Genomic DNA, 16,284 nt, shown 5'->3' with positions numbered 1-16,284 from the left:
GGAGAGCTGTGGGTCGGTAATTCGAACGGCACTGCAATGAAATGGCGACGAGCATTAACGTCGGATAATGAAAACTATCCGATCGGCGCGCCCATTCCCTGGCCAAGTGACACGCCCCCCGCAGGTTACACGTTAATGCAAGGCCAAACGTTTGATAAGGAAAAATACCCTGCACTTGCAGTCGCTTATCCTAATGGGGTGATCCCTGATATGCGTGGCTGGATGATTAAGGGTAATCCAGCCAGTGGCCGGACTATTTTATCAACCGAATTAGACGCTGTTAAAAGCCATAATCACTTGGCAACAGCAAGTAATACAGATTTAGGTTCAAGAACTACTTGCACCTTTGATTATGGTTCAAAAGAGACAACAGTATTTGATTATGGAAACAAATCAACTAATGAGTCTAGCTGGCATTCGCACACAGGTACGGGTAAACATGGTGATTATGTTGATCCTAACTCACTCCCTGCAGATGGTGCAGGTGGTAGTGAATTTAAATATAGTACAGATGGTTCAGGAAATCACACCCATACTGTTTGGATTGGCGGGCATACACACCGGGTAGGAATAGGTTCTCATAATCATACTGTAGATATTGGACAGCATGGTCACAATATAACAGTCGACAACTTTGGCAGTAATGAAAATACCGTAAAGAACATAGCTTTTAACTATATTGTGAGGTTGACATAATGTTTAAGATGACTTCTGAAGCACGTACCATGAAAGTTTACAACTTTCAGGCTGATACCAAGGAATATATCGGTGAAAGTGATGCTTATATAGCCCCTTACACCGGATTGCCTGTTTACTGTACGGAAGTGGCTCCAGGCAAAGAAGTAGATGGCTATAAACTCGTTTTCAATGGTGAAACCTGGCTTAAATTGGCGGATCACCGAGGAACCCCCATCTATGATATTCAAACAGGAATCCGTCGAGAGGTCGAAGAACTAGGCGAACTCCCTGATGGCGTGACAACAAAAGAACCGAAAACAACATTTGATGAATGGAATGGCACGGATTGGGTCAAGAACGAAGCAAGGGAAAGGCAACAACAAATACAGGATGCTACTGTATTAAAAAGAGAATTGACAAGAAAGGTGTCAGAGCAAATTGAAATTTTATCTTTTGCTGTCAATGAAGGTATAGCAACTGATGATGAAGAGAAAAAACTAAAAAACATGCAAATTTATCGTTACAAGCTTAATAATGTAGACGTTAGCCAAGCGCCAAGTATCTTATGGCCTGAACCATAAAAAATGGCGGGTCATCCCGCCGTTTTCTTACTGTCTAAACTTTCTCGCTTAAAAATAAGCGACCTAATGAAGCTACAAAGTCTCTTTTCAACAAGTGTATACATCAAATATGTAAATATAACTGTCAACACAATAGACAATATGAATACCATGACACCAGCATATGGTTCATCGATTCGGTTGTAGATTATCTTTTGAGCGATAGACATGGCCCTTGTATGCACTAAATAAACTGAGTATGATGTTGCACCTAGCAAGAGTAGCAAAGATGGGATGCGCATACCAAATCGACACTCATACCCAACCATCGAAAACAATAGCAGGAAAGAACTAATAAAAAAACCAGGGCGACCATTACCCCGTAAGAACCCAGTTTCCAGCTCTAAAGCAAAAAGTGTTGATGAGAATAATATAGCCATTACCCATAACATTTTATGATTAGATTGAACTTTACCCAAGTGTAAATACCCAATCAACATGCCAGCAATAAATTCCAACATAATCCCATTTGTTACGATCGCAAAGTACCCCGACAAACCGTAGTGCCGATTAGCCCAATCACCAGTCCCAACTAGGGAAACGTACGGGATAAATACGAACGCTGAAATCAATGCTGTCAAGGCGACAAACTTATATGACCTGAAGATCAACGAAGTAGCACAAAGTACATAGAAGAGCATTTCATAATTTAATGTCCAACCAACATCTAGTTTAGCATACCCAAACCAAGGGGCTTGGCTCGAACTATCTCCGGGTAAAAACAGCATTGACCGCAATGTTTCCATCCACGAGTCAACAAGAGTTACCTGCTACCATTAGCGTCACAAGAAAATATGGAGGGATAATTCGACAAAGCCGCTTGACTAAAAATATTTTTGATGAGGATAAACCTGAATTTTCATTCACGTATACATAATAGGCTATGAACCCACTAATCATAAAAAAGAGATCAACACCAATGGAACCATTGATAAATAATAGGTCAGCTACTTCGCCATATGTTTTGCTTAAGTCTTCTCGGAAATGGAACATAACGACGAGAAAAACGGCAAGTCCACGCAACGCTTGAACTGAGTGAATAGTGTCACTTTTCATTGTAATCAATTGTTTATAAGTAAATTTATGTAGATGGTAACACTTTTGGTCTTGCTGATAAACATGAACCCATCAACATATTCTTAACCTACTGATTATCGCGTTGGTATAGCATTGTGCAAGTGGTCAAATCTCAGGAAATCCCCTCTACGGCACTGTACGTTCCTCTCTCGCGTTATTTGCGAGATGCTAGGTTTTGACGATCAAACATTCGTTTTTGATCGCCAGTATCGATTTGTTACCAACCGGGAGAAACTTCACTTTGAGCGATCCAATCATTCCGTGGGTAGGTGGAAAACGACGCTTAGCTAAGCATCTACTACCTCTCTTTCCTCAACATAAATGTTATGTAGAGCCTTTCTGTGGCGGCGCGGCATTGTTTTTTAGAAAGAAGGCATCAAAAGTTGAGGTCATTAATGATATCAACGGTGAGTTAATAAATTTGTATCGCGTGGTCAAAAATCATTTAGAAGAGTTTGTGCGTCAGTTCAAATGGGCACTAAGTAGTAGACAAATATTCGATTGGCAAAAAGCCACTCCAACTGAAGTGCTGACCGATATACAACGCGCTGCACGATTTTACTATCTTCAAAATATGGCCTTTGGAGCTAAGGTTGAAGGCCAAACATTCGGGACTGCAACTACGGCCCCAGTGGGGATAAATCTTCTTCGTTTAGAGGAAACGCTCTCTATAGCCCATCTACGGCTTGCACGTACCACGATAGAACATCTTAGCTGGGTTGAATGCATAGAGAAATATGATCGCCCTCATACCTTGTTTTACCTTGATCCACCATATTGGGGTACGCAAGGTTATGGCGTTGAGTTTGGTTTGGAGCAGTACGAAGCCATTGCTCGCTTGGCTCGAACAATCAAAGGTAACATGATCATTTCAGTAAATGACATACCAGAGATGCGACAAGCCTTTAGCGATCTTCAAATCGAAGTGGTCAGTTTAAAGTATTCATTAGGTAACTCCTCCTTAGCTCGGTGCGAGTTAATTGTCAGAAACTTTACATAAGTCAGCGTTGTAATCAATTCTGGACTGTCCGAAAGCTTCAACTATTTGCGTTTTTGTAAGTCCAGAATCGCGCTCAAAACAGTCTTGATTTTTTCGCCGCGCTACATCTACACGACGAATGCCATCGAATCGCTGAACAGCGTGATCCGCGCAGCCATCAAGAAGCGCAAAGTGTTCCCGACAGACGACTCAGTGCGGAAAGTGATTTATCTGGCGATTAAGGATGCTTCAAAAAAATGGAGTATGCCGATCCAGAACTGGCGGCTGGCGATGAGTCGTTTTATTATCGAGTTCGGTGACCGCCTGAGCGATCACCTTTAATACGGTGGCAGTTACACAGAATTAGGGACAGGCTCAACCGTTATCCACCAGAGTGGCATGTGCGTGCAGTAAGAATGTTACTGGCGCAGTGCGATGGATATAAATCTGAGCATGCGGCCATCCTCTCTATTGCCCCAAAAATCGGTTGCAGCCCTAACACTTTGCAGGCGGGGCTGCGTCAGCATGAACGGAATACCGGTAGCGGTGATGCTGGATTCCCCCCCGTGAACGACTGCGCCTTAAAGAGCTTGAGCGTAAACTGCGACGTAGCAACGACATCTTGCGCCAGACTTCGGCGTATCTTGCCCAGGCGGAACTCGACCACCATTGGATGAAATAATGCTGCTGCTTGATGACTTGAGTGGCGAACACAGGCTCAGGCCAGTATGCCGCGAGTTGGATATTGCCCCGTCGACATACTACTTATTGCCGGACATAGCGGCATACTTTCCGCAAAATTAGGCAATATTGAGGTACTTATGAGTCTGCATCGACAACCGCCAGTTGCGTGCAATGCAGGTTGTAATACATAGACGGGTCGCCTCTTCCTTCTTGCTAATCGGTTGCAGCGCGATGATACGAGGCTTTTTATCATGTAATGTTGCCAACAGCGCATCCAGTGCCTCGATATCACGTTCACGCGCCACCGGATGCTTCACTTCATCAGCGCGCTGCAACGCTTGATCCAACACCTTCATGCCACCGCGCATATTCACCTTGGGTGAGACCGTCACCCAAGTTTTGGCCGAACAACGGATCTCGTAGGTGCCACTGGTCTCGATCTGACAACCGTAGCCCTGCTGTTCGAGCAATGCAGTCAGCGGTACAAGATCGAAAATGCACGGTTCGCCACCGGTGATCACCACATGACGCGCGGTATAGCCTTGCTGACGCATCACTGCCAACAACTGCTCGGCATTGGCGCTGCCCCAGGCAGCACTTTCTTCGGTTTTTACCAAGATCCGCTGCATGTCGACTTCCCGATTGGCTTCCTTATCCCAAGTATGCTTGGTATCACACCAACTGCACCCTACTGGGCAGCCCTGTAGGCGGATAAAAATGGCGGGTACACCGGTGAAAAAACCTTCACCCTGCAAAGTCTGGAATATCTCATTAATCGGGTACTGCATCGGTTTCTCAATCTGGAAGGGTAAAAAGCAATTATCGCAGATCCCGCCTCGGCGACCAAACGAACAAAACCGTATCCCCGGCGTACGGATTAGGAGAATGGGAAGCTTAGCGAATACACCACCTGAACGAGGATGAAGCTGGGCAGCATTTTCTGAGGGGAGTACCCCTAGATTCGTTTTCCAAGTAGACCCCCTGAAGTGCATTAGCCGTAGAATTGGGCTAACCATGACTACTTGAAGATCACGTCGATATTCGCTGAAGTAGTAAAGGGGCCGACTTTTGGATCGGTGCTCAACCACAACAAGCTAGCGATAAAGTTCTTCTCAACGCGGGTGCCATTGAACAGACCTAGATCTAGCGGGCTGTTCATCGTGATCGGTGTACCCGGCGTCGTGTCCTGCGAGATAAAAATACCAAAGCCGCTGTCGCGGGTCGGCAGGAGCACACTGTTGTCCTGAACCGGGTAGGTAGAACTGAAGCTAGCCTGTAGCGCTTGACCCTGGCAATCCTGGCCGCTCTCAGGGTCAGACAAGTTAACAGCGATGGAGAATGGCACCTGTTTTTCAACCTTACCCACTAGCGCATTCTGCTGTGCAATGGCGCCAAAATTCACACTGGAACCATTGTTGCCCACCACAGTAATTTTCGGGTTACAGGAAATAAACTGAATTTTGTTCAGCCCGGAAATATAGCTGTTGAAGTTACGATTAGGTATGTTGTTCAGCCCATACATACCATCAACCTGAAACACCGAATACGCATTGTTGTCTTCGATCTTACCGCTCTCTGGCGGTGGGTTACCGGTGGCCTTGATGTAAAAGTAGTAGTAGAGCGTCACCGTTCCAGGGGAACCCCAGGAGCCAGTACCATCGCCCGTGTCCTGTTTCCCCCCACTGATCGGCTTAATATCAACACCGTCATAATTCACGCCAACTTCGATCGAGTTGTGGATCTGGCCCATACGCGCTTGGGGGTCCCAATACAGAAAAGCGTCTTCCCCATAGCCCGTTTCCCGATCACCCATACATTGCAATGTAGAAGTATAGTTTTGCGAGCGCCAGAGCAACGTACCGGGCTTGGTATTGGCAGTGGAGACTTTGATCGGCTTATCCAGCACGATGTCCTGACGGATGTTGCCGTTCTGTTTGCACGACAGCGCGTAACTGCTTTGCGAGAAAGCCTCCAGCGTGACGAGCAGCCCAGTCGCCAGCCCAAGGTGTTTATGTTTTACCAACGAAGACATATTGATTCCTTTTACAGTTTTCTACAGGTCAATGGCAGCTTCTGATAGCCCATCTCCCACTGACCCAACATGGGTTGTTCAAAGCAGCGTTCACTCGCTATGTAGTGGTCAACTAAAACTGGCCACCGCGTTAGAGTTTTTCCAGTATCGGTTTTCCGATTCGTTTGGTGGTAACCCACCGTTATATTCATGCGGCCTGAGCGCGCTGTAATACCCAACGATATAGTCCGTTATTGCGTGGGCTGCATCGCTGAAGTTTATGTAACCCGTCACCGGTACCCATTCGTTCTTCAGACTCCTGAAGAAGCGCTCCATTGGGCTATTATCCCAGCAGTTTCCACGCCGACTCATACTCTGTCTGATCCGATACCTCCACAGTGACTGCCGGAACTGTCTGCTTGTGTAATGGCTGCCCTGATCGCTGTGGAACATCACTCCGGCTGGTTTTCCCCGGGCCTCCCACGCCATCTCCAGCGCTTTGATGGTCAGCCTGCTGTCCGGTGAGAACGACATTGCCCAGCCCACCGGTTTTCTCGCGAACAGGTCGAGAACAACGGCGAGGTAGGCCCAGCGCCTGCCTGTCCAGATATAGGTCACATCGCCACACCACACCTGATTAGGCTCTGTCACTGCGAACTGCCGCTCAAGGTGATTCGGGATAGCGATGTGTTCAAGGCCACCGCATTTATACCGATGAGTGGGCTGTTGACAACTGACCAGCCCCAGCTCTTTCATGAGCCTGCCGGCGAGCCATCGTCCCATCCTGAAGCCCTTCATGGTTGCCATAGTTGCGATACTCCTTGCGCCAGCAGAGCCATGGCTGACGCTATGCAGTTCCAGTACCTGGCTGCGTAATACAGCTCGTCTGCCATCTGGTTTTTCAGGACGGTTTTTCCAGTATTTGTAGCTGCTGCGATGAACCCCGAACACGTGGCAGAGTGTGACCACCGGATAATGCGCTCTGAGTTTCCCGATTATCGAGAACTGTTCAGGGAGTCTGACATCAAGAGCGCGGTAGCCTTTTTTAATATTTCGTTTTCCATTTCAATACGTTGTATTTTTTTCCTCAGCTCACGTATTTCAATTTGTTCAGGAGTAATGGGAGAGGCTTTAGGTATTTTTCCCTGCCGCTCATCACGCAACTGCTTCACCCATCGCGTCATTGTGGAAAGGCCGACATCCATAGCACTGGCTGCATCTGCCACGGTGTAGTTCTGGTCAACGACCAGTTGAGCGGATTCGCGTTTGAACTCTGCACTGAAATTTCTTTTTTTCATTGAAGCACCTGTAATGTCCTGAGGTGAGCATATCACCTCTGTTCAGGTGGCCAAATTCAGTGTGCCACTACACAATGACTCTTTCATGCAACTCAACAGAACGTGAGAAGCAGAGGGTCTTGCGGGCCAACCTTTTGATTCAGGGTTCTCCTGGCACCTACAGCACGACGCACATCGGGCGTCCTGAAACCGGGTCCGGGTGAATCTCCGTCTTAATTGCAAAGACCTGTTGCAGCAGCGCAGGAGTCATCACCTGTTCAGGCGTGCCGCAGGCCACCACGCGGCCTGCGGACATCAGAACCAGATGGTCACAGTAACGGCTGGCCTGATTAAGATCATGCAACACTGCGACCACGGTTCTGCCCTGCTGCTGCCGCTCTCGTAACAGGGCCATCAGCTCGATTTGATGATTGATATCCAGCCAGGTCGTTGGCTCATCAAGCAGTAGCAGCGGGGTATCCTGCGCCAGCGCCATGGCAAGAAATGCCCGCTGACGCTGGCCCCCAGATAGCTCGCACACCTGCTGGGTGGCCAACTGGGCGATCTGCGTCTGTTCCATGGCCGCCTGCACCTGTTGGCGATCCAAGGTTCCCATGAAGTAGCACAAAGTACATAGAAGAGCATTTCATAATTTAATGTCCAACCAACATCTAGTTTAGCATACCCAAACCAAGGGGCTTGGCTCGAACTATCTCCGGGTAAAAACAGCATTGACCGCAATGTTTCCATCCACGAGTCAACAAGAGTTACCTGCTACCATTAGCGTCACAAGAAAATATGGAGGGATAATTCGACAAAGCCGCTTGACTAAAAATATTTTTGATGAGGATAAACCTGAATTTTCATTCACGTATACATAATAGGCTATGAACCCACTAATCATAAAAAAGAGATCAACACCAATGGAACCATTGATAAATAATAGGTCAGCTACTTCGCCATATGTTTTGCTTAAGTCTTCTCGGAAATGGAACATAACGACGAGAAAAACGGCAAGTCCACGCAACGCTTGAACTGAGTGAATAGTGTCACTTTTCATTGTAATCAATTGTTTATAAGTAAATTTATGTAGATGGTAACACTTTTGGTCTTGCTGATAAACATGAACCCATCAACATATTCTTAACCTACTGATTATCGCGTTGGTATAGCATTGTGCAAGTGGTCAAATCTCAGGAAATCCCCTCTACGGCACTGTACGTTCCTCTCTCGCGTTATTTGCGAGATGCTAGGTTTTGACGATCAAACATTCGTTTTTGATCGCCAGTATCGATTTGTTACCAACCGGGAGAAACTTCACTTTGAGCGATCCAATCATTCCGTGGGTAGGTGGAAAACGACGCTTAGCTAAGCATCTACTACCTCTCTTTCCTCAACATAAATGTTATGTAGAGCCTTTCTGTGGCGGCGCGGCATTGTTTTTTAGAAAGAAGGCATCAAAAGTTGAGGTCATTAATGATATCAACGGTGAGTTAATAAATTTGTATCGCGTGGTCAAAAATCATTTAGAAGAGTTTGTGCGTCAGTTCAAATGGGCACTAAGTAGTAGACAAATATTCGATTGGCAAAAAGCCACTCCAACTGAAGTGCTGACCGATATACAACGCGCTGCACGATTTTACTATCTTCAAAATATGGCCTTTGGAGCTAAGGTTGAAGGCCAAACATTCGGGACTGCAACTACGGCCCCAGTGGGGATAAATCTTCTTCGTTTAGAGGAAACGCTCTCTATAGCCCATCTACGGCTTGCACGTACCACGATAGAACATCTTAGCTGGGTTGAATGCATAGAGAAATATGATCGCCCTCATACCTTGTTTTACCTTGATCCACCATATTGGGGTACGCAAGGTTATGGCGTTGAGTTTGGTTTGGAGCAGTACGAAGCCATTGCTCGCTTGGCTCGAACAATCAAAGGTAACATGATCATTTCAGTAAATGACATACCAGAGATGCGACAAGCCTTTAGCGATCTTCAAATCGAAGTGGTCAGTTTAAAGTATTCATTAGGTAACTCCTCCTTAGCTCGGTGCGAGTTAATTGTCAGAAACTTTACATAAGTCAGCGTTGTAATCAATTCTGGACTGTCCGAAAGCTTCAACTATTTGCGTTTTTGTAAGTCCAGAATCGCGCTCAAAACAGTCTTGATTTTTTCGCCGCGCTACAAAGGTGGTCAACAAGTTACATATTTGCATTGCGGGATATAATCCGAACGCTACAATCTGCCATAACCTCCAAAAGGGTGAATAGGTAATAAGTTCATTATTTATAAGTACTTAGCTGATACCGTGTAAGGAAAGTATCTCAGTAAGAATGAGGTTAGTTCACGAAAAGACAAAAATCAATAAATAATTTCCTTAAAGGAAACAAAAAAGTAAACATTATCCCATTAAGACACAAAATCTCTGATTAAGTTACTGAAATGAAATTAATTCTTGAAGAATAGATTTTTAGGCTTAAAATCTAAGTAGTGAAAACAAGGGTATAAAAATGAATACGATAGATATAACTAAAACCATAAGCATGGCATTATCTGAAGTTATGACTTCCGAGGGAATCGTCAAAAACAAACAAGCAGAGTATATAAGAAATATCATTGGAATTTCATCCGTACAAGCACACAGAAAGTTGAACGGAACTGTACCCTGGGATATAAAACAACTTGAGAAAATGTTGTTGAGCCTTAATAATTCATTGTCAAATTTCTTCCTTAAGGTAGAAAGAAATGAATATCAAAAAGTTCAAGCAAAATTACTCATAAATGGAGTTGATTCAAACTGTCTAATATACTTATCAAATGAAGCCAACTCAGAGACTGCAGTGGCAGCCGTTAAGATAAACAATGATTGGAAGATAATTAGCACCACAGAAATAAAGAAGAATATCGAGATATATAACGGTTATAAAAGTATAAAATTAATTGAACCATTAACAAATGCATCATTAAAGAAAAAGACAAGCCTAGTTATACTAGATGATGATATTAATATAGTTGAATTCCTAACAAAAGAACTCAATACCTATGAAATAGATATAGAAGGTTACACAAAACTAGATGAATTAAATAAAAAGATATTAAACTCCCCGGCAGAGATATACATATTAGACTGGTTGATTGGCACAACAACAGTATTCAATAGTATAAGAAAAATCAGAGAATCACAAAAACCTAATGCTTTAATAATAGTATTGACAGGTCAATGTGGAGATGTGGTAGACAGTGAAATACTAACAGCAATAAAAGAATATGACATATCTAGCCCATTAGAAAAACCTGTGCGGCTACCAATACTTAAACACTATTTAGATAGATACTTGGAGGCAAAATGAAAGATATCTTAAAATATAACGGTAGCCTATTATTCGATAGTAGTTTCATTGTTGCTCCATACGACTATGAAAAAGAAAAATCCATAAAAAAATTGACACCTTTGAACTCAAATAAAATTTACAATTACGCGAAAGAACCATTTAGTATAGACTATAAAAAAGTAGAGAAACTAAATATAATTAATGGTATGGGCGTGACACTTGGTGATTCAATAATAGGAATATGTTGCATAGATATTATAAAAAAAATCAACCCCAACATTCAAATAAACATTATCAGACCTAAATCTTGTGATAAATATGTAAACGACATCTATCATATATCACAATTTCTATTCAATGAAATTTTATATATGCCATATCAATTAGATAAACTCAATTCCAACACAGTAAATATTGATATTGGGAATCAATTATACTGGCAAGACTTTAATAAACTTGAAATGCATGATTTTTTTCTTAGAAATTTAGGGGTAGATTATAAATCTATTAAAACTGAAAAACAAAAAAATTTTTTACAAAGGATTTTCCCTAACCATAAAGATAAAAAAAGTAACTATGCTATTTTTTGCCCTTATGCAAGTACAAAATTAAGGTCTATACCAGAAAAATTTCACAAAAAAATAATAAGAATGTTGATTGAAAAAACCAATATGCAAGTTTTAGGGTATTCAAAAATTGAAATACCAGGATATAGATTTATTGGTAATCTAACAAATACCACCCATGATTTCATTTCAGTCATAGCTCAATCGTCATACGTATATACCGTAGATTCATCGGAATTACATATTTCTGCTGGTTTTGAGATCCCTACTTATTGTTTATTCACGTCAATTAAACCAAATTTAAGATCAATTTATTATCCAAACTGCCAATCTCATTACATAGGATTTAAGCGAGTTGAAGGTCTTCATCAGAGTGATGATGGTGAAATACTAAGAGAAATAATGGGGAATTATGAAACACTTTTCAATTTTTAAAATAGCCATGGGTACAATTATTTTTTTTATATCTATAGTAACCACAGCTAATGCAACTGACAATTTATCGTTGATAAAAGGGTCAGTTGAGATTAATTTTTCTTTTAAAGAAGTTATGGAAAGAAAAAGCAAGAAAATTTACACATCCACTCCATGGACAAAAAAAACGATCTTTGAAGGTGTTAAATTATCTGACCTAATAGGTTTTAAAGGAGACAATAAAGGTAAAATAAGATTATATGCTCTTGATGGATATTGGGTCGAAATACCTATCAGCGATATTATTAACTATGAGCCTATCCTTGCTTACAAAGCAAATGGGAAACTATTACATAGAAGAGACTTTGGGCCTTTCTTTTTAGTTTATCCGTATGATGAAATGGAGAATGAGTTAAACACCCCTGTATATCATTCCCGTTCCATATGGCAAGTTAATAGAATTGAGGTAAAAGGTGAAAATTTATAGATCATTACTGATAATATTATCAACCTTATTTCTAATTTCATCTCTAGCATGGATTACCAAGTTATATATATCTCTGGACAGAGATTCATTTTATGCCATATCAGGAACTCAGGAAAACTACTCATGGGCAGTAGCTAAACTTACAATGTCAATTTCAGACTTAAAGAGTGTTATTATTGAAGAAGAAAAAAGTAAAAATTACAATAAGAGTAAAATAGAGGACAGTCTAGATATTCTTTTTTCCAGACTCTTTGTACTATCGGATAACGTAGAGTCTACCCAATACCTATTTTTACAAGAAGGGTACTCCGAGACAATTAAAAGATTGAATTACTACGTAAGAAAGCTAGAGAGTAATTTAAAAGAATCTGAAAAGGTAACTAAAGAAATTAAACAACTGGCTGATACGCTAAGAAAGGAGTCTAACAAAGTTGCCAATCTTGCAGACCACGCCTGAAACATATCAAAGAACTATTGCCTTAAATGATTTTCTGCAAAAAAGAGACAAACTAAGATATTTATTGGTGATAACATGGTTATTAACAATAACCATGAGTGTTTGCACTTATTTATATATAAAAAATATAAGCCATGCTTTAGAGAAAGAGAGAAATGCAGTTTTTAGTAAAAACGCATTTTTAGCAAAGGTGGGTCACGAGTTGCGAACTTCTTTGCAGGTAATTATTGGCACAGTAGACAACCTCACTGAGGTTGTAAACCGAGATAACAACAATGATGTTCAAATACTTAATAATGCAACAAATAAAATATTGCGACAGATCAAAGATCTTACAGATTATGTAAGGATTGATAGTGGAGTAATTGATATAACCCCCTCTAGTTTCTCAATAGGAGACTTAATCCGAGACGCAGTACACGATTGCAATATAATATATGGCAAAACTGGTGTCGAAATAGAATTTATTATAGTACAGGATTTTATGATAACCGCTGACAAAGAAAGGACCTACCAAATTATTGAGAATCTTGTATCTAATGCATTTAAATACACTGATAAAGGAAGTATTAAGGTATCATTTGACATTTCAGACTCAAACATTCTAAAAATATATGTTCGTGATACAGGGATAGGTATTGCACAGTTAAATTTAGCTAAAATATTCATACCATTCACGAGATTGATTGATTCAACCTCTAATGTTCCTGGTACTGGAATGGGATTAGCTATAGTTAAAGGAATAGTTGAAGCAATGGGCGGTAAAATACAAGTCGAGAGTGAAGTTGATCACGGCACTGTGTTTACAACTAGTATCCCTCTACACTCACAGCCAATCAAGAAGAAAATCAGTAAATTAGATACTAAACTATCAAATAATATATCAGCATATGAATTTACACCAAAATTCGAGGTGTTAGTTATTGACGATGATGGGGATGTATTAACAATTATTCAGAAAATGATCACTAGAATGGGTCACAAGTGCGATATCACTCACTCACCAGAGCGAGCTATTCAGAAAACCTTGAGAAAACCCTATAATATTATTTTAACTGATCTTCAAATGCCTTGCATGACAGGAATTGAATTAATTGAAAGAATACAAAAAAGAGGCAACATGAACAACAACACTCCTATCATAATTATGACAGGATACGATATTAATGAATTCGAAACCAAAACACCAATATTAAAAAAACCCATTAGGAGCGCAGAAATGGAATTAATAATTAATACCTATGTTAATAAAAGCCATGATCATAAGACTTCCTAGATACGCTAAAGCTTTGGTAATGGATTCATTCTAAACTAGGTCTTAGCATCATGGCAATCAAGAGCCATATCGATCTGCTTAGAGGATAGTTCAATGTTCGCACTATTATCGGCGAGGGAGTAATTTTTTTTCGTAAAGATGACTATTCCGTTTAACTGCCCGCTGCGGGGCAAGGCAAACAGGCAGAGGTGGATTAGTTCTACTCGTTGAATAGTCTGAAAAGATCCGCCATCCTTTATGAAACGCGAGACGATTATTAGGTTGCAGTCCAGAACTGGTGTACTTTTTGCTTAAGTGACGTGGTGTAAAGAAAAGCGCAGCCTATTGCAGGGCTGCGCCAGTACATATCAATGCTGGATTTTGGCCAGGTCATCGGCGGTCAACCCCGTCATCTTCATGACCAGGTTACGATCAAGACCGTTGGTCAGCATTGTGCGGGCAACGGCAAGCTTGCCTTCTTGGCGGCCTTCTTGGCGGCCTTCTTGGCGGCCTCTAGCTTCACCAAGCTGGATACCTTCCTGACGTCCTTTATCTTCCAGTTTTTGTGCAACGGTCATAAGCACCTCCTCATGTTGTGGCACACGACGCGCCAGTTCGCGGATAAACCTCTCCGGGGCTGCCGTGTCACCAACCTGTAGCATGTAATTCATCAATGATGTCAGTTGCTCCTGCGTAGTATATCCGGACAGCAGCAACGTGACCAGTTGTTCCAGCAGGTCAGCCAGGTCGCGCTGACGGATGTGTTTCTGTAAAAGCTCCAGGATGGCCATACGGCGATGCTGCATGATTTGCTCATCCGGGATGACTGTGACATCGACCAGGGGAAACGCTCCCGCATAAAGCTGTGTGGCCAGTTCAGGGTCACCAAACTCATCCAGCCAGCGCATCGAGTACGGATAAGGCGTCACCTGACCGTGGTAGAATAACAGTGGAACCACCAGAGGCAGCTGCTCGTTACCCGCATCAAGATGGCGTTGCATCGCCGCGATACTGTATCTCATCAAGCGAAAGGCCATATTCTTATCAGGGGAACTTTGGTGCTCGATAAGGCAATAGACAAAGCCGATACCCTTCCCCGCCTTGAGTGAATAGAGCACATCGGAATAATAGGCACGCAAATCTTCTTCAACAAAGCTGCCCGATTCCAGCTTTAACGTACTCAAGTCACAGTGTGTGAGCACTGCCGGCGGCAAATGCAATTGCAGGAAGTCACGCGCTGTTTCCGGATGGGTCAGAAACTGCTTGAACACGGCGTCATGGGGAATGGGGGTCGTTTTGCTCATCAGTTACCTGCTTCGGGTGACGATGGCCTGGGCGAACAGGCGCCCTGACGGGTAAAGCACCAGGCTGCTCTCGATATTATAGACCTGGCCGGTACGTTTGGTGGCTTCGTGCATGGCGGGTACCAGCAGGCGGCGGGCGCGTTTTTTCAGACTGTTGACGTCCTGGACAAGTTGTCCGGCGGCACAGTCGGGGGAGAGTGGCTCCGAGTGGGTATGGGACATGCCGGGCTTGAGCAGCACCATCATGGCGACGGTATGAGCAAACGCCTCGGTGTCGATATCGATAATCTCGTCTTCAGCACTCTCTGGCTGGACAGGGTGGTCAGTCATCAATTTTTCAGCTGGCGGGGTAATGTGACCAAAGTATCGCATAGTCCGTGCCATTGAGCACCTGTGAGTGACCATCATTGCGCAACACCTGCGCATCACTGAAGGACAACGGCCTCCTGGGCATGCCCACTTTCTCCATCCAGTTATACACGGGTTTTGCAACATATCTGTGGATAATCTCGCCAGTATACACCCTGGACTTAAGTGCAGCTTACGCCCGGTTGCGCAATATTATACTGTTTATACGTCCAGTACAATATTAATGCTTAAGTAAAATTCTGACCAGGAAAGTACACATTGTGAGCAACACCTCCCAGACCATCAAGTCGATGGCCACACTCACCGCGCCAGCAGTTCAGCGACTCAAAGTTCATCCAGGTAAAACAGCCCCCTCCCCTCAGCGCCAGACAGGGGTCAGACTCCATGATACCGGTATCGCCTGTGGCTTCCCCTCGCCCGCTCAGGACTACCTGGAACAACGTCTGTCACTGGATGATATCTGCATCCGTTTCCCGGAAAGTACCTACCTGGTGCGAGCCGACGGCCATTCAATGCGGGACGCCGGTATTCTCGACAGCGACCTGCTGGTCGTTGAGTGCTGTTACCCGGCACGGCACGGCGACATCGTCATTGCGACGGTCGATGGCGCATTCACCTGCAAACGCCTGCAATTGCATCCCCGCCCGTTACTGCTGCCGGCCAACCCAGCCTTTGCGTCCATCGACGTGGATAATGAGGACATGGAGACGGTCATCTTTGGCGTGGTTCGCTACGCTATCCACACGCTTTGACCCTTGCCAACGCCTGTTAAG

General features: G+C 43.3%; 17 protein-coding genes, 5 pseudogenes and 1 other annotated feature. Of the genes and pseudogenes, 12 read left to right on the top strand and 10 right to left on the bottom strand.

The annotated features are described in order from the left end of the window. Positions 1-75: 75 nt before the first annotated feature. Positions 76-696 (top strand): annotated as a pseudogene (locus SYMBAF_RS04600) (phage tail protein); the annotation flags it as partial. Beyond that, complete coding sequence (locus tag SYMBAF_RS04595; protein ID WP_082026940.1) at positions 696-1,259, top strand: tail fiber assembly protein; 564 nt, start codon at positions 696-698, stop codon at positions 1,257-1,259. The pseudogene SYMBAF_RS04600 and the gene SYMBAF_RS04595, both read left to right, overlap by 1 nt. Positions 1,260-1,270: 11 nt before the next feature. On the opposite strand, the gene SYMBAF_RS04590 is transcribed toward SYMBAF_RS04595, so the two are convergent. Together SYMBAF_RS04590 and SYMBAF_RS18345 are read right to left on the bottom strand one after the other, a co-directional pair. Next, positions 1,271-2,026: an acyltransferase family protein gene (locus SYMBAF_RS04590; protein WP_040265251.1), complete on the bottom strand. Its 756-nt coding sequence runs from the start codon at positions 2,024-2,026 to the stop codon at positions 1,271-1,273. Positions 2,027-2,051: 25 nt separating this feature from the next. Continuing rightward, positions 2,052-2,354 (bottom strand): acyltransferase family protein, encoded by a 303-nt coding sequence (locus tag SYMBAF_RS18345; protein ID WP_082026974.1) that lies wholly within the window; start codon positions 2,352-2,354, stop codon positions 2,052-2,054. A 262-nt stretch (positions 2,355-2,616) separates the two neighbouring features. Here SYMBAF_RS18345 and SYMBAF_RS04580 point away from each other — a divergent pair, with 262 nt between their 5' ends. The 3 genes and pseudogenes from SYMBAF_RS04580 to SYMBAF_RS17535 all read left to right on the top strand — a co-directional run. Continuing rightward, a complete protein-coding gene (locus SYMBAF_RS04580; RefSeq protein ID WP_040265544.1) occupies positions 2,617-3,375 on the top strand; it encodes a DNA adenine methylase in 759 nt (252 codons plus the stop codon). Positions 3,376-3,474: 99 nt separating this feature from the next. Next, positions 3,475-3,696: pseudogene (locus SYMBAF_RS04575) on the top strand (transposase); the annotation flags it as partial. Positions 3,697-3,770: 74 nt separating this feature from the next. Next, positions 3,771-4,119, top strand: a pseudogene (locus tag SYMBAF_RS17535) (hypothetical protein); the annotation flags it as partial. Beyond that, positions 3,991-4,107: a sequence feature (AL1L pseudoknot), on the top strand. It overlaps the preceding pseudogene by 117 nt. A gap of 35 nt (positions 4,120-4,154) precedes the next feature. Here the strand turns inward: SYMBAF_RS17535 and queE are convergent. The 6 genes and pseudogenes from queE to SYMBAF_RS18335 form a co-directional block, all read right to left on the bottom strand. Further along, positions 4,155-4,826 (bottom strand): 7-carboxy-7-deazaguanine synthase QueE, encoded by a 672-nt coding sequence (gene queE, locus SYMBAF_RS04570; protein WP_040265547.1) that lies wholly within the window; start codon positions 4,824-4,826, stop codon positions 4,155-4,157. Positions 4,827-5,056: 230 nt separating this feature from the next. Beyond that, positions 5,057-6,070 carry a fimbrial protein gene (locus SYMBAF_RS04565; RefSeq protein ID WP_040265546.1) on the bottom strand — a complete coding sequence of 338 codons (1,014 nt, stop codon included), beginning with the start codon at positions 6,068-6,070 and terminating at the stop codon, positions 5,057-5,059. A 108-nt stretch (positions 6,071-6,178) separates the two neighbouring features. Next, positions 6,179-7,347 (bottom strand): IS3 family transposase gene (locus tag SYMBAF_RS04560; protein ID WP_152609001.1). Its coding sequence is split into 2 segments (ribosomal slippage): positions 6,179-7,098 and positions 7,098-7,347, totalling 1,170 coding nucleotides; the frame shifts between segments, so codons are not numbered across the junction. 67 nt (positions 7,348-7,414) lie between these two features. Beyond that, positions 7,415-7,486 (bottom strand): annotated as a pseudogene (locus SYMBAF_RS18340) (IS1 family transposase); the annotation flags it as partial. An 18-nt stretch (positions 7,487-7,504) separates the two neighbouring features. Continuing rightward, positions 7,505-7,930: pseudogene (locus SYMBAF_RS04550) on the bottom strand (ATP-binding cassette domain-containing protein); the annotation flags it as partial. A 153-nt stretch (positions 7,931-8,083) separates the two neighbouring features. Next, positions 8,084-8,386, bottom strand: coding sequence for an acyltransferase family protein (locus tag SYMBAF_RS18335; RefSeq protein WP_082026974.1), 303 nt, complete (start codon positions 8,384-8,386; stop codon positions 8,084-8,086). 262 nt (positions 8,387-8,648) lie between these two features. Between SYMBAF_RS18335 and SYMBAF_RS04540 the strand changes: the two genes are divergently transcribed. The 6 genes from SYMBAF_RS04540 to SYMBAF_RS04515 all read left to right on the top strand — a co-directional run bounded on the left by SYMBAF_RS04540 (position 8,649) and on the right by SYMBAF_RS04515 (position 13,859). Next, a complete protein-coding gene (locus SYMBAF_RS04540; RefSeq protein ID WP_040265544.1) occupies positions 8,649-9,407 on the top strand; it encodes a DNA adenine methylase in 759 nt (252 codons plus the stop codon). Between the two features lie 430 nt (positions 9,408-9,837). Next, positions 9,838-10,677, top strand: a complete 840-nt coding sequence (locus tag SYMBAF_RS04535; protein ID WP_040265543.1) for a helix-turn-helix domain-containing protein — start codon at positions 9,838-9,840, stop codon at positions 10,675-10,677. Beyond that, positions 10,674-11,660, top strand: a complete 987-nt coding sequence (locus SYMBAF_RS04530; RefSeq protein ID WP_040265541.1) for a glycosyltransferase family 9 protein — start codon at positions 10,674-10,676, stop codon at positions 11,658-11,660. The genes SYMBAF_RS04535 and SYMBAF_RS04530 overlap by 4 nt, the downstream gene beginning before the upstream one ends. Continuing rightward, positions 11,638-12,126, top strand: coding sequence for a putative pterin-binding protein (locus SYMBAF_RS04525; RefSeq protein ID WP_052447805.1), 489 nt, complete (start codon positions 11,638-11,640; stop codon positions 12,124-12,126). Before SYMBAF_RS04530 ends, SYMBAF_RS04525 begins: the two co-directional genes overlap by 23 nt. Then, a complete protein-coding gene (locus SYMBAF_RS04520; RefSeq protein WP_152609135.1) occupies positions 12,113-12,583 on the top strand; it encodes a hypothetical protein in 471 nt (156 codons plus the stop codon). Before SYMBAF_RS04525 ends, SYMBAF_RS04520 begins: the two co-directional genes overlap by 14 nt. Beyond that, the gene (locus tag SYMBAF_RS04515) at positions 12,558-13,859 is read left to right on the top strand and encodes a hybrid sensor histidine kinase/response regulator (RefSeq protein ID WP_152609134.1); all 1,302 of its coding nucleotides are present in this window, start codon (positions 12,558-12,560) and stop codon (positions 13,857-13,859) included. Before SYMBAF_RS04520 ends, SYMBAF_RS04515 begins: the two co-directional genes overlap by 26 nt. A 347-nt stretch (positions 13,860-14,206) precedes the next feature. Here the strand turns inward: SYMBAF_RS04515 and SYMBAF_RS04510 are convergent, their stop codons facing one another. Beyond that, a complete protein-coding gene (locus SYMBAF_RS04510) occupies positions 14,207-15,145 on the bottom strand; it encodes an Rpn family recombination-promoting nuclease/putative transposase (protein ID WP_419789500.1) in 939 nt (312 codons plus the stop codon). After that, positions 15,146-15,526, bottom strand: a complete 381-nt coding sequence (locus SYMBAF_RS04505; RefSeq protein WP_152609086.1) for a DUF7609 family protein — start codon at positions 15,524-15,526, stop codon at positions 15,146-15,148. Between the two features lie 245 nt (positions 15,527-15,771). Here SYMBAF_RS04505 and umuD point away from each other — a divergent pair, with 245 nt between their 5' ends. After that, a complete protein-coding gene (gene umuD / locus SYMBAF_RS04500) occupies positions 15,772-16,263 on the top strand; it encodes a translesion error-prone DNA polymerase V autoproteolytic subunit (protein ID WP_082026973.1) in 492 nt (163 codons plus the stop codon). Positions 16,264-16,284: the final 21 nt, after the last annotated feature.

This window comes from Serratia symbiotica (assembly GCF_000821185.2).
Taxonomy (GTDB): domain Bacteria; phylum Pseudomonadota; class Gammaproteobacteria; order Enterobacterales; family Enterobacteriaceae; genus Serratia; species Serratia symbiotica.
Note: the sequence above shows the minus strand (reverse complement) of the source record. Positions and strands in the feature narration are given on the sequence as shown.

Excerpts from the sequence above, each read along its gene's own strand:
- SYMBAF_RS18335 (WP_082026974.1), bottom strand. The coding sequence starts at position 8,386 with ATGAAAAGTGACACTATTCACTCAGTTCAAGCGTTGCGTGGACTTGCC.
- SYMBAF_RS04525 (WP_052447805.1), top strand. The coding sequence starts at position 11,638 with ATGAAACACTTTTCAATTTTTAAAATAGCCATGGGTACAATTATTTTT.
- SYMBAF_RS04595 (WP_082026940.1), top strand. The coding sequence starts at position 696 with ATGTTTAAGATGACTTCTGAAGCACGTACCATGAAAGTTTACAACTTT.
- SYMBAF_RS04535 (WP_040265543.1), top strand. The coding sequence starts at position 9,838 with ATGAATACGATAGATATAACTAAAACCATAAGCATGGCATTATCTGAA.
- SYMBAF_RS04565 (WP_040265546.1), bottom strand. The coding sequence starts at position 6,070 with ATGTCTTCGTTGGTAAAACATAAACACCTTGGGCTGGCGACTGGGCTG.
- queE (WP_040265547.1), bottom strand. The coding sequence starts at position 4,826 with ATGCAGTACCCGATTAATGAGATATTCCAGACTTTGCAGGGTGAAGGT.
- SYMBAF_RS04590 (WP_040265251.1), bottom strand. The coding sequence starts at position 2,026 with ATGCTGTTTTTACCCGGAGATAGTTCGAGCCAAGCCCCTTGGTTTGGG.
- SYMBAF_RS04530 (WP_040265541.1), top strand. The coding sequence starts at position 10,674 with ATGAAAGATATCTTAAAATATAACGGTAGCCTATTATTCGATAGTAGT.
- SYMBAF_RS18345 (WP_082026974.1), bottom strand. The coding sequence starts at position 2,354 with ATGAAAAGTGACACTATTCACTCAGTTCAAGCGTTGCGTGGACTTGCC.
- SYMBAF_RS04505 (WP_152609086.1), bottom strand. The coding sequence starts at position 15,526 with ATGGCACGGACTATGCGATACTTTGGTCACATTACCCCGCCAGCTGAA.